Annotated in this window: 10 protein-coding genes and 1 rRNA gene; 2 read left to right on the top strand and 9 right to left on the bottom strand. The window is 48.3% G+C overall.

The window, feature by feature from the left end; all coding sequences use genetic code 11:
- The 7 genes from AC58QD_RS25135 to AC58QD_RS25105 form a co-directional block, all read right to left on the bottom strand.
- A 16S ribosomal RNA gene (locus AC58QD_RS25135) occupies window positions 1-71 on the bottom strand; the annotation flags it as partial.
- Window positions 72-294: 223 nt separating this feature from the next.
- Window positions 295-2,412: a beta-galactosidase trimerization domain-containing protein gene (locus AC58QD_RS25130; protein ID WP_497337767.1), complete on the bottom strand. Its 2,118-nt coding sequence runs from the start codon at window positions 2,410-2,412 to the stop codon at window positions 295-297.
- A gap of 162 nt (window positions 2,413-2,574) precedes the next feature.
- Window positions 2,575-4,635, bottom strand: a complete 2,061-nt coding sequence (ligA, locus tag AC58QD_RS25125) for an NAD-dependent DNA ligase LigA (protein ID WP_497337766.1) — start codon at window positions 4,633-4,635, stop codon at window positions 2,575-2,577.
- Window positions 4,636-4,650: 15 nt separating this feature from the next.
- Complete coding sequence (gene pcrA, locus AC58QD_RS25120) at window positions 4,651-7,032, bottom strand: DNA helicase PcrA (protein ID WP_497337773.1); 2,382 nt, start codon at window positions 7,030-7,032, stop codon at window positions 4,651-4,653.
- A 25-nt stretch (window positions 7,033-7,057) separates the two neighbouring features.
- Entirely contained in the window at window positions 7,058-7,777 is a 720-nt protein-coding gene (gene pcrB, locus AC58QD_RS25115) for a heptaprenylglyceryl phosphate synthase (RefSeq protein ID WP_497337765.1), read from the bottom strand.
- A 162-nt stretch (window positions 7,778-7,939) separates the two neighbouring features.
- Window positions 7,940-8,236 carry a hypothetical protein gene (locus AC58QD_RS25110; protein WP_497337764.1) on the bottom strand — a complete coding sequence of 99 codons (297 nt, stop codon included), beginning with the start codon at window positions 8,234-8,236 and terminating at the stop codon, window positions 7,940-7,942.
- Between the two features lie 159 nt (window positions 8,237-8,395).
- Entirely contained in the window at window positions 8,396-8,998 is a 603-nt protein-coding gene (locus AC58QD_RS25105; protein WP_497337763.1) for a PspC domain-containing protein, read from the bottom strand.
- A gap of 394 nt (window positions 8,999-9,392) precedes the next feature.
- On the opposite strand from AC58QD_RS25105, the gene AC58QD_RS25100 reads away from it, so the two are divergent.
- Window positions 9,393-9,917 carry a dihydrofolate reductase gene (locus tag AC58QD_RS25100; RefSeq protein ID WP_497337762.1) on the top strand — a complete coding sequence of 175 codons (525 nt, stop codon included), beginning with the start codon at window positions 9,393-9,395 and terminating at the stop codon, window positions 9,915-9,917.
- Here the strand turns inward: AC58QD_RS25100 and AC58QD_RS25095 are convergent.
- Window positions 9,878-10,945 (bottom strand): P-loop NTPase family protein, encoded by a 1,068-nt coding sequence (locus tag AC58QD_RS25095; RefSeq protein ID WP_497337761.1) that lies wholly within the window; start codon window positions 10,943-10,945, stop codon window positions 9,878-9,880. The two genes, AC58QD_RS25100 and AC58QD_RS25095, sit on opposite strands and share 40 nt — an antisense overlap.
- A gap of 31 nt (window positions 10,946-10,976) precedes the next feature.
- On the bottom strand, window positions 10,977-11,906 hold the full coding sequence (locus tag AC58QD_RS25090) for an acetamidase/formamidase family protein (protein ID WP_497337760.1): 930 nt from the start codon (window positions 11,904-11,906) through the stop codon (window positions 10,977-10,979).
- Between the two features lie 158 nt (window positions 11,907-12,064).
- On the opposite strand from AC58QD_RS25090, the gene AC58QD_RS25085 reads away from it, so the two are divergent.
- Entirely contained in the window at window positions 12,065-12,679 is a 615-nt protein-coding gene (locus AC58QD_RS25085; protein WP_497337759.1) for a class I SAM-dependent methyltransferase, read from the top strand.
- Window positions 12,680-12,694: the final 15 nt, after the last annotated feature.

Genomic DNA, 12,694 nt, shown 5'->3' with positions numbered 1-12,694 from the left:
ATCCGCTCGACTTGCATGTATTAGGCACGCCGCCAGCGTTCGTCCTGAGCCAGGATCAAACTCTCCATAAAGGTAGAAATTTGACTTGCTCTTAAAACGAGTCTAGCTTGTAATGCAAAGCACAATATCAGTGCTATCATTCGTCATTGATTTGTTCAGTTTTCAAGGAACTTTAGTCCCGGCAAGCCCGCATAATTTATCGAAGTTTGTCGGTCACAAGAACTTATATTAACAGGTTTGAAATAGAAAAGCAACCCTTTTATTGAGCTGCTTTTTCTTGTAATAATATCCAGTTTAAATCATGTCCATTACGATGACATCATATACACCTAACTCTGGGAGTACAAGGGAAGATCCGGCTGCTTCGTTAGTTACCACAAGTTCAACACCAGTCCGCAAAGACTTCGCAGATCGTACTTGCCGAAGCATTCTTATTCCTACATTTCGCAGCTTCACAATGCTATCAATTGGCCGCGCCATCCCGCCTGTATAGTTAATCATGTGCAACAGGAGTTGGTTCCCTTTGACTCGAAGCTCAATATTCACGGAATCCACTTCTGCTTCTATAATTACATCGCGGCTAGTTAGGTCATCAATCAGATTGGCTGCCATTCTTTTAAAAGGAATTAGATGAAAGTCATGATACATTTGTCCAATCGTACCAGCAACATACAGAGACTGCCCCTGACCATACTGATTCTTGATCACAACTGGGTAAGGGAGAGCATCGGGCACGTCCGCATAGACAGACTTCATTTTCTCGCGATAGCTGAGATGGGACTCCGCGTGTGAAGTTGGCTCCACATACATACTATAGTAAGGAGCTGGGATAAAGGAATCGTCGATTTGTTTCAAATACACATCTTCTGACTCTACTTGAATATGATCTTTTTTCAATAACTCTTTACGGACAACCTGCTCGATGCCTAACACATCCTGCAATCCTAGCTTCTCACGTCTTACCCCAAGCTCGTCATACATAGAAGTATCGAAGGTAGTGATCAGCTTGCCACCGTTTTCTACGAACTGTTTGATTTTGTGAATCTGCTGATCGGACATACAGCTTATATTAGGTAGAATAAGAACTTCGTACTTGCTGAGATCTTTATGCTCGGTATAGTAATCATCAATTAAGTCGAACACGATCTGATTGCGCTTCAGCATATCATACCAGCCAACTAGCGACGCTCGCGCATCTGACTTCTCATCGGCCTCCACTCTGCCTTTGGCTGCAGTAAAGTCTGTCTCTTCCGAAGAGGAGTGATAGTAGTTGCCTGTGGCATACGACCAAACCATCGCTATACGCGCTGCAGATTGGGTCTTGGTGAAGTAAGCTTCATTATCCTCAAGAAAACGATATAAGTTCTGAACGGTCTGCATACGTGGGTCGTAGGAATTCTCGATGTATACACCGTACCAGGTGCTAGCGCCATTCGCTACGGATTCAGCATGGACAATCTCAGTCTCCACGGGTGAAAGCAACATACGGTTCCAGCCGCCGCCCATTCTGCCAGCAATAAAAATGACCGTAGGCTTACCGTCTGCTTGGGTTTCCAATAGCTTCGCGGACAGACCCGGTTTGAATATAGGAAGCTGCGTCAAGTTCCCGCCCAAGAATCCGCCCTCTGCACCAAGTATATCCTGGTAACGAATCGTTAAGTTATTATCTCGGCTGCAATGCTTGTTCGGGTTCAAGCCGACACTGTTCATATATAGAACCATGTTCTCGTTTACTTCTTTGAGGGCAACATAGCAGTCACGGACAAATTCGGCAATGGAGTCTTTTTTGAACTGAATGTAGTCGATGAATTTCTTACGGTCTGTGAAGACCTCATCTGTCAGCTCATAGCCGTACAAAGGCTTGAACTTGCTAGTACATGCGCTGCAGAAGCAGCCTTTTTCGTTAAAAATCGGTCCATCGAGAAAAATACCATCAATGTCGTATTGAGCCAAGTCCTGCACAACACGAACGGTAGATTCCTTGAAGCTGCTGTTCACGCAATGATATGCTCCGACCCCATAGCTGATCGGAATGATAGAACCGTCGGGATTCCGCTCTACCCATTCAGGATATAGGGCAACCACATTGTCTGCTGCCCAATGCACGTTCACATACACAAAGGAATGAATATTGTTGCGTCTGCATTCTTGCGTGTAGGTCTCAAGTAAATCCTTGCGTTGCTCAACCGCTTCACCCGAACGGAAATAAAAAATATTCGAGGCGCCAGTCGCAATGTCCATTACCTCCAAATGCTCTGCATTAAACCCAAGCTCAGCCCTATGCTTCATTTCTGCAGCAATATCAACCTTCTCATATTGCCCCGGACCTGGAGGTATAAAATCCAAAATGCGTAGTGGTTTCTCAAACCACGGAATTTCCTTCTCTGTAGACTTGCTTGCTTCCCAGCCCATAAGTTCACACCCCTAGTTTTATAAACTACCTGTATGCAACACGTATATTTTACTTGAAAAAGAAGGATTCGGCTAGATTAAATATAGGAAGGCCGCGTCTTTGAACGCAAAAGGCACCGTTCCTAATGAACGGCGCCTTCTATACTAACTAATCGTTGACGATCAAACTCCCTCTAGCAATTGTCTCAATTCTTCCTCAACATCAATGATGCGAACTCCAAGCTCCTGCGCTTTGGTCAGCTTGCTACCAGCCGCTTCACCTGCGATGACGAAATCAGTCTTCTTGGACACGCTGCCGCTTACTTTGGCGCCAAGCGCTTCGAGCTTCTTAGCCGCATCGTCCCTGCTCATCGTGGATAAGGTGCCGGTGAGTACGACAGTCTTTCCGTAGAAAATATTATCCGTATTGATCGGCGCTGAAGAGCGCTCAATGATCGGATTAATACCGGCGGCCCGCATCCGTTCAACACTACTGCGCATAACAGGATCGGTGAAGAATGACACGATACTATCGGCGACAATCCCCCCAATATCAGGCAAGGTCGTAAGTTCTTCGACAGTAGCGGCTAACAGGTTATCCAGGCTTCCGAAATGTTCCGCCAGGACCTTTGTAGTAGTCTTTCCTGTATTGGGTATGCCCAAAGCAAACAAGAAGGAAGGAAGATCGCGCCCTTTGCTCTTTTCGAATGCTTCCACCAGTTTCCTTGCTTTTTTCTCCCCGGTACGCCCGAGCTTAATCAAATCCTCGTACTGCAGATCATATAGATCGGCCGGATCACGGACTTCGAGCTCATCATACAGCTGTTCGGCCGTCATAACGCTGAACGTCTCTATGTCCATCGCATCGCGTGATGCAAAATGCGCAATGCGGCTAATCATCTGCGGCTTGCAGCCTAATCGGTTCGGGCAGAACAGATGAGCTCCGCGCTGCTCGAGCTCCGATCCACACGCAGGACATACTTGAGGAACGGTAATCTCACCGCCATCGTCTTCATCCGTAACTTTCCCAAGGATCTCAGGAATTACATCATTAGATCGGCGGATGAATACTGAGGTACCCAAAGCAAATTTAAGCCGTTTGCGTTCAATGTCTCCGATGTTGTTCAATGTACACTTCTGTACCGTAACGCCTGCCAAATCAACCGCTTCAACCGTAGCTACCGGGGTAAGCTTGCCGGTGCGTCCGATCTCCCATGATACGGATTCAAGAATCGTAGTCGTTTCCTCTGCCTCAAACTTGAAGGCTACCGCCCAACGGGGGAATTTATCTGTATAGCCGAGCACTTCTCGCGTGCGCATATCATTCAGTTTCACAACGCCGCCATCAATCAAGTAATCGAATGTATGTCGAATCGTTTCCAGCTCTGCCAGCTCAGCAGCAACTTCCTCGATCGTCTTCAGAAATCGGATATACGGGTTAACCTTGAAGCGATTATCGATCAGAAAACCGACCATTTCTTCATGATTGGCGAACTCTACTCCTTCAGAATAGCCCACATTGTAGATGAAGGCATTCAGCTTACGTTCTGCAGTCGTCTTAGGATCCTTATTACGCAGAGCTCCTGCTGCTGCATTCCGAGCATTCTTAAGAGGCTCGATCGCGGTCTTGTTGTACTCTTCAAGTACAGAGAGGAACATCATGCCCTCACCTTGAACCTCGAACAGGCCGTCTTTGAAAGGGATCTCCAGCGGGATAGACTTGATCGTCTTCACCTGCGCAAGGATTCCCTCCCCGACTACTCCATTCCCGCGAGTAGACGCTTGAACGAGCTGCCCGCCGTCATACGTAAGGTTGAGTGACAGGCCGTCGAACTTCAGCTCCACGACATAGGAAGGCTCCGGCAGCGGATGATCCGGATTACGCGAGTTGAAGTCATTCACGAGCTTGTGCACTCTAGCATTCCATGTCATCAGATCTTCGACATTCTGAGCTTTATCCAAGCTCCACAGCCTTGCCCGATGTCTGTGCGGTGCGAACCCATCCAACAGCTCTCCGCCTACACGTTGGGTAGGAGAGTAGGGCAGAACAATCCCGGTTACCTGTTCCATTGCAACGAGCCTGTCATATAACGCATCGTAATCCTTGTCACTGATAGAAGGCTTGTCTAATGTATAATAAGCGTGATTATGTCGGCTAATCTCCTCGATTAGCTGCTTCATGCTGCTGAGCGTGTCCAATGATTCCATCGCTTCTGACAAATCAATCACGTTCCTCTCGTTCATGATAAATCTAGTCCCTTACACTTTCGTAATCGGCGCAAACTTCGCGAGCAGACGCTTCACGCCCACAGGCGCGGGAAAAGCGATCTGCAGCTCCATGTCGTCGCCGCTGCCCTTCACGGCAACGATCACCCCAGTGCCCCACTTCCCGTGGGACACTTTGTCTCCGTTGCCGAAGGCCGGTGCCGGGCCGCCGCCGGCACCACCAGGGGCGCCCGCGCGGGTGCCGCTAGGCGCCGAGGCGACCCCGCGCGCCGCAGCGGACGCGCCGGTGCCGAAGCTGCCGGCCGGCTGGCCGCTCGCGCCATAGGCGGAGCCGTAGCCGTAGGTGCCTCGGGCGCCGTTCCCGGCGGCGGGTCCGCCGCTTGGGCTGCCGGCGCGGCTGTAGCCGCCGCCGTAGCTGCCTGTGGCGGCGTAGCCTGCTGAGCCGCCCTCGCGCCCTCCGGCGCCAACCCATTCGAGCAGCGACTCGGGCACTTCCTTCAGGAAACGCGACGGGGCATTCGCCGTCGTCTTTCCATACAGGGTGCGTGACCTCGCGCAGGTCAAGAACAGCTGCTTCTCGGCGCGGGTGATGCCGACATAGGCGAGGCGCCGCTCCTCCTCCAGCTCCTCGTTATCGGCATAAGCCCGGCTGTGCGGGAACACACCCTCCTCCATGCCCACAATGAAGACTACGGGGAATTCCAATCCCTTGGCGCTATGCATCGTCATCAGAATCACGTTGTCCTGCTCGGCTTCTTCATCCTTATCAACGGAGTCAATATCCGCAATAAGCGCTAAATCTGTCAGGAAGCTAACTAACGACTTGTCCTCATTGCGCTTCTCGAACTCCATCGTTACTGACAGGAACTCGTCGATGTTCTCCAGTCTGGATCTGGATTCAATCGTATTCTCGCGTTGCAGCTCTTCCCGATACTTCGTCATCTCCAGCATCTTCTCCGTTAACTCGGTAACAGACAAGTATTCAACCATCGCGTGGAGGTTGCGCATCGTGTTGTAGAATTCGGTAAGGGAACCCTTGAATCGGGCGCTTAGATCCAACGTATTCACTTGCCCCAGCACGCTGAATATCGAAATGCCGCGGCTTCCGGCTGCTTCCGCCAGCTTATCTACGGTGGTGTCACCTATTCCCCGCTTAGGTACGTTGATAATCCGATTAAGACTTATATCGTCATCGGGATTGGAAATAAGCCGTAAATACCCTAATATATCTTTGATTTCTTTACGATCGTAGAACTTGATACCGCCGACAATTTGGTACGAAATATCGGATTTAATGAAAATTTCCTCGATCACCCGCGACATTGCATTCGTTCTATAAAGGACGGCGTGATCCGAGTGGGATCTTCCCCGATTGCGATTCTGAATAATCTCGTTCGCTACATAATATCCTTCTGCATGTTCAGTATCGGCCAAATATACCTTAAGCTTATCGCCGCCATCTTTGTCCGTCCATAGCTTCTTCGGCTTACGGCCAGTATTGTTGTTAATGACCGCATTAGCCGCATCCAGAATGTTCGATGTGGACCGATAATTCTGCTCTAGAAATACAGCGGTCGATTCCGGATAATCCTCTTCAAAATTCAGGATGTTCGATATATCCGCCCCCCGCCAGCGATAGATCGATTGGTCAGAATCCCCTACGACACATATGCGATGATGCTTGTCCGCAAGCATTTTGCATAACATATATTGGGCTCTGTTCGTGTCCTGATACTCGTCCACATGAATGTACTGGAACTTGTTCTGATAAAATTCCAATACTTCCGGAACCTCTTTGAACAACTCGGTCGTCTTCATAATAAGATCATCGAAATCAAGCGAGTTGTTGCTGCGCAGCTTCTTCTGATACAACTTGTAAACTTGCGCGCAACGGCTTAAGAAATAATCACTTCCGGCTTTCTGCTCATAGCGGTCCGGGGTGATCAACTCGTTCTTAGCATTCCCTAGCTCCGCTTGGACGGCCTTCGGTTCTATCTTCTTCGTGTCTATGTTCAGTTCCTTCATACAATTCTTAATTACAGAGAGCTGGTCAGTCGAATCCAGGATGGTGAAGTTGGACGAATATCCGATTCGTTCTATATCTCTGCGCAGGATGCGTACACACATGGAGTGAAAGGTCGAGACCCAGATGTCGCCTGCGGAAGGACCAACCAGCTTCGAGACTCGTTCTTGCATCTCACGAGCGGCTTTGTTCGTAAATGTAATAGCCAGTATGCTCCATGGAGCCGCTTTGCGAGTTGCGATCAGATAAGCGATACGATGCGTCAACACTCTCGTCTTGCCGCTGCCCGCTCCGGCCATGATCAGGACAGGGCCCTCAACAGCCTGTACTGCCTTCTGTTGCTGTGGATTTAACTTGGAAACTGCTTCATGTATGTCAATGGGAGGATTCATAGGAAGAACAACCTTTCTAATCTGATTATGCCCCGTTCTTACCGGATTCATGGGTGCTCTCTTGTATAGCTTGAACGGTTTCTAGCGCTTTCTCTAAATGCTCATAAATAATGTTGCCCACCACAATCGTATGAGCTGCTTGTGCAGCCAAGCGTGCTCGGTCGAGACTATCGATACCGCCGCCGTAAAACAATCGAGCCTTCTCGAGAGCAGATGCTGCACGTCGCACTAGCTCCATATCTCCAAAAGTCCCGCTGTACTCCATATAGAAAACAGGGAGGTGGAACAGTCGCTCTGATAGTTTTGCATAGGCAACTACGTCTCTTGCCTCTAACTCACAATTCGCTTCCGTCAGCTGCGCTGCCGAAGATGATTCGTTCAGAATGACATACCCTTCCGCTACTACTTGTTCCCAATGCATCATCGGGCCATATTCACGGATTGCCTCGACGTGCTTGCCTACAATCCACCGGGGATCGGCAGCATTCAGAACAATAGGAATAAAGTACAGATCGAATCCTGGGACGATCGCCTCCAAGTCCGATATTTCCAACACACAAGGAAGTTCGAAACGGCGAACTCGCGCAAGAAGATCGACCGTATTCTCAAACGTTATGCCTGTAGAGCCTCCTACTATAATAGCATGTGTCCCGGAGAGGCAGACCCGCTCCAAAGCTTCATCCGTAATGTCCCGATCAGGATCCAGCTTAAATACATGCTTCCAACGGCTAATATCGATCCTCAACTTGACTACCTCACTTGTAGTTGGTCTTATTATCTCAGTCTAAGACAGTCCGTTAGGGGTGTCAAATATCCCATTCTTAACAATTCTAACTCTAATAGAAAAGAAGCACCGAGTTGTACAACCTCCCTGCTTCTGCTCCTTATGGTACGTTCCAGTATATGATTAAGCGGATTGTAGAATCTTCGCCTGAAGGTGTAAACGGATGTAACGGATTCTTTCCCTTACATAGAAGTCATATGCAGCACCGCGAAGTTCGCTGATCGGAACAACCTGCTCCGTATTGTTGTCGATGATCTCAAGCGTGCCGTTGTCAAAAAACTTAAAGGTCAAATCTTCCCATGGGGTTACCGCGTTGTCGAGAATCCTCTCAACCTGATTATTAGTCATAAACTCACTGTTATCAAGCATTACCTTCCGATAATAATCTCTTTCAATGAATCTGATCTTACTAGCCATCATATATACGCACCCCTCTCAAATTAGGAACACTTGTTCTTATTTCCATTATACCAAACATTTGTTCGTAGTCAATATTTTACAGCAAAAAAAAGCCATCGACACCCAAAAAATTTGGATACCAAAGGCTTCACGCATTCGTTCTTAGTCATTACCGGTCTGCTAGCTTTCTTCGTTATTGCCAGGACGAGTCTTCTGCTGTTCGTATTGAGCGACCTTTGCACGCAGCTCATCAATTTCTCGTTGCAGCATCTTCTTCTCCATATCCCTCATCATCTCATCGACGGTCGATTCTTTGGGAGGCACGTTCTGTCCTGACGGAGCGCTTGGTCCATAACTCGGCGGAGTAGGTTGAGGGGCTCTGTAACCTTGCCCTTCTTGAGAACCTTGAGTCTGATAGCCTTGTTGATTGGATCCACCCGGTTGGTACCCCGTAGAGTGACCTGGATTGGAATGAAACGACCCGGTATTCGAGCTTTGCCCAAAGCTTTGTCCATAATATCCATTGTTTCTCGACGTTGAATTCGAATAAGGACCATTCGCATAAGGACCTTGACCCGGACTGCCAGGGAAGTCAAAATCCGGTTCTTTAGGTATGACTAGACAAGCTATGAAATAAAGCGGTATTACAGTGCCTCCGGAAAAAAAGGCAGTCACGACTACAATGACACGCAGCAGCGTGGAATCCACATTGATCATCTGGGCTAATCCGCCGCACAAGCCGAACAGCTTGGAGTCCGTGCGCGATCTATATAATTTGGTCATGGATGTTCATCCCCTCTTCTAGGATCTGTCTCTATTGTATCGAATAATCGCTCTTTAAGGTACGGACCCCAGTCGGTCGTATTCCTAGACCATGGTCGGGGTTATTAGCACAGCTTTTCTTATCGTAATACAAAACAGACCTCGTGCATAGAGAGTAACAGGAAATCCCGCTACTACCCTCGGCCCTTACCTACAATCATCTCTACCTGCTATAATGTAAGAGTACATGGTCCTCTGAAAAGGTGGCTAGAACACACAAAGAGGATCGTACCAGAACAGGCACCATGACGGTATTGGACAGACAACGAGGTTCGAATAGGGAATGATTGGGCGAATGAGAACAGAAAAGCAACGATATCTAAAATAACATATCGAAGAGTAAGGAGATTTAAATATGAGTGATGTCAAACAGGGGATTTACATGATATGGGCCATGGATCGCAACAGCCTGATTGGTCGGGATAACGGCATGCCGTGGCGGATACCTGCGGAAATGGCTTATTTCAGACGGAATACTAGCGGACATGCTGTCCTAATGGGGAGAAAAACATACGAATCACTAAGCAAAAAACCGCTTCCTAACCGGCACAACATTATAATTACACGCGATCCTCAGTTCAAAGCAGAAGGATGTACCGTCATACATACCATAGAAGAAGCTCTGCGATTAGCCCGGAATGAGACGTTATTCGTTATGGGGGGTGCAGAAATCTACGCGCTGTTGTTGCCCTATGCTGACCGGCTCTATGTCACCCATATCGACCATGAATTCGAAGGAGATACTTATTTCTCGCCTCTTGACTGGTCTGAATGGTCTGAAATTAGACGAGAGCCGGGACTCACAGACAAGGACAATCCTTATAAATACGAGTTCGCCGTTTATGAGAGAGTAGATGTTGGTTCCAAACGTCCTATATAAGTAAGCTCAGCAGGCTCCGCTTTGTCGGCTGCACCTTCCAGAATACGACGAACACCATCCAATGTATCCATAAATGGTACCCAATTCCCCGGCCGTCCTGTAAAAGGCTCTGCTATAAAAAAGGGTTGCGTAAGAAACGCTTCCAGCCTTTCTCCCGTCCGATAGATGGATGCCTCGGCTTCCGGGAGCTTCGCTATTCCGCGCGCCAGCACCAGTGAGCGGAGCTCCCGATATCGGCGAAGCAACTTCTTGGCCTTATGCTGGATAGTAATATGGGCCGTATCGAGGTATGCTCCCTCGGATAAGACAGAGGTGGAGTAAATAGGATCAATTGCAGGGTAATACCCGCGACCGATCAGATCCATATCAAACCTCCATAACGTATCAAGAGGCCCGTATGGGGACTCTTCATCGACCGCTTCCCCGCGGGTATCCACCAGAATAAGCGTGACGTGCCTGGAGCCCGATTCCTTCAGCTTTTCTTGCAATGTGAACCATTCCCCGGAAATGACGACTTCCCGATCCGCACCTAGCAGGACATCCCGTTCTTCACGAAGAGAAACAACGGAATTGTACACTTCATCAAGCGTCTGACAAGTGACCTCAGCCTCTGTTATAACCTCTTCTATCGCTTTGTCCCGCACCTTAGGCGCCCAGAATACAGTGGCAATATCAAGCGGCTTCAATCGATGCATTAATTCCTGAAGCAAGACAAGCTGCCCCATACCGGGACGAGCTACCAGCCCAATTGTGCCGCCGCGGACTAACGGAGCAAACAGGTCCAGGCTCTTGATTCCTGTCTCTAACATCCCGCCTCCGCTGCCTCGGATAATTAACTCGTCCATTGTGCAGTTCGCCAAGGAGGCCAGTATGGCTAGTGTGCGCACTTCTGCTCGCCCAATAGGAATTTTCCCTGTGCATAAATTAGATACTGTAGCAGGTCTTAATCCAACAGATCGTGCTGCTGTTGTTAAGTTGGGTACCCGTCTGCGTAAAAAGGGGACATTGAGTTGAATTTCTTCGTTCATCGTAATCCATTCCTTTCATTCCTGAGTATGATTAATTAATAGCAACATGCGGAAGAACAGCGTGTACACCTTGAGTGCCATTCACAATCTGAGTGACTCTTAAATCCACAACAAGGCTTGCAAGAGCAAGTGCTTCTTTTCTCTCATAGCCGTACAGCTCGCCCATTAGATCCAGCATATTGGCCAATGCGATCATTCTGGCTTCGTTTAAATCCTCATGAATACCAAACGCTATCCATGCTGATAAGGTTTTGGCTCTTGGCATCGTTAATCGCATATCATCTCTAACCCGAAATGTAAGATCTACCAGATCCATAGGGCATTCTAACGCAGAAACGCCAACTTCACCGTCACCTTGCACAGCGTGCCCGTCTCCAACCGAGAATAAGCCTTGTGAGACCGCTATCGGCAAATACAACGTGCTGCCCGCAACCAATTCCTTGCAATCCAGATTTCCACCATTAGGACGAGTGATAAATGAAGTATGTATGATGTCCTCGGCAGATGGCATACCCATCACCCCCATGAATGGACGAAGTGCCACCTTATGCCCTTTATCACTTGTTCCCAGCATCTTCTCGCGATCCAATTCCCAATTCAGGTGATATTCTTCCCCGTCTGCTATCCCGAGCCAATCGTTAACCGTATGCTTGAATCCACCCGCTCCGCTCCAACCCCATGCACCCGGTCGAACGTCATTGATCTGAATCTCGAGTGTCATCCCTGGCTCCGCTCCGCGAATCGCAATAGGCCCGCAAAGCGCATGACCATTGTCTCTAGGTCCTTCTTTGGGGATTTTTTTTCGAGTTCCTGAAGGTTGAAACGGCTCAAGCCCCCATCCAGCATCTAAAGTTCGGAACCGCACGGTTTCCCCTGACTCAATTGTAAGAACTGGAGTATAATCGCGTGAGAATGTTCCATGTAATGCAGCTCTTTCAGGCTCAATAAAATAATGGGACATTAGACCTCTTCCTCCTCAAAAATGGTTTGTAATTACTTTTAAAGGTATCAATAATTACGCTTAAATGCAATACAAATATTTTCAGTTGGAATTGACACGAACAAATGATCGTATTAATATGGATTGAGGTGCATTACTTAATATGAGGAGCGGATAGAATGAGCGAAGCAGCTGCTATAAAAGAACAATTGATACAAGCCTATAACAAACATGCCGAGGAACGGGACGGGATAGAGGGAAGTGACTGGAAGACACGCGTGCGGAGCCATTATTTGGAGATGCTTCATGAGTCAAAGGCTCGTACTTTACTTGAGATTGGAGCAGGTCCGGGGAGAGACAGCTGGTTTTTTCAGCAGGAAGGACTATCGGTTACCGCTACTGACCTGTCACCAGAGATGATACGCCTGTGCAGGAATAAAGGTCTGAACGCCCACGTCATGGACTACAGCCAGTTGAACTTTCCGAATGCCTGCTTCGATGGGGTGTATGCCTTGAATTGCTTGCTTCATCTTCCTAAGAAGGACTTACCAACTGTGCTACAAGAAATTCGTCGGATTCTTAAGCCGGACGGACTATTCTTTATGGGTGTTTATGGAGGGAAGGATTCAGAAGGGGTATGGGATGGAGATCATTATGTACCCAAACGGTTCTTCGCTATGTACAGCGATACGAGCCTGCTTCAAACCGTGGAGGAAGTGTTTCGTGTCGTTAGCTTCGAGACCGTTCCGCAAGGAGCTGGCAGTCCACACTTCCAGTCACTAGTTTTAACTTAATGATTAAGGGCGAAT

Source organism: Paenibacillus sp. J2R1T-4 (assembly GCF_059692235.1).
Note: the sequence above shows the minus strand (reverse complement) of the source record. Positions and strands in the feature narration are given on the sequence as shown.

Bases quoted from the DNA above. Each gene is read 5' to 3' on its own strand.
- AC58QD_RS25130 (WP_497337767.1), bottom strand. From the start codon at position 2,412: ATGGGCTGGGAAGCAAGCAAGTCTACAGAGAAGGAAATTCCGTGGTTT.
- ligA (WP_497337766.1), bottom strand. From the start codon at position 4,635: ATGAACGAGAGGAACGTGATTGATTTGTCAGAAGCGATGGAATCATTG.
- pcrA (WP_497337773.1), bottom strand. From the start codon at position 7,032: ATGAATCCTCCCATTGACATACATGAAGCAGTTTCCAAGTTAAATCCA.
- AC58QD_RS25110 (WP_497337764.1), bottom strand. From the start codon at position 8,236: ATGATGGCTAGTAAGATCAGATTCATTGAAAGAGATTATTATCGGAAG.
- AC58QD_RS25105 (WP_497337763.1), bottom strand. From the start codon at position 8,998: ATGACCAAATTATATAGATCGCGCACGGACTCCAAGCTGTTCGGCTTG.
- AC58QD_RS25100 (WP_497337762.1), top strand. From the start codon at position 9,393: ATGAGTGATGTCAAACAGGGGATTTACATGATATGGGCCATGGATCGC.
- AC58QD_RS25095 (WP_497337761.1), bottom strand. From the start codon at position 10,945: ATGAACGAAGAAATTCAACTCAATGTCCCCTTTTTACGCAGACGGGTA.
- AC58QD_RS25090 (WP_497337760.1), bottom strand. From the start codon at position 11,906: ATGTCCCATTATTTTATTGAGCCTGAAAGAGCTGCATTACATGGAACA.
- AC58QD_RS25085 (WP_497337759.1), top strand. From the start codon at position 12,065: ATGAGCGAAGCAGCTGCTATAAAAGAACAATTGATACAAGCCTATAAC.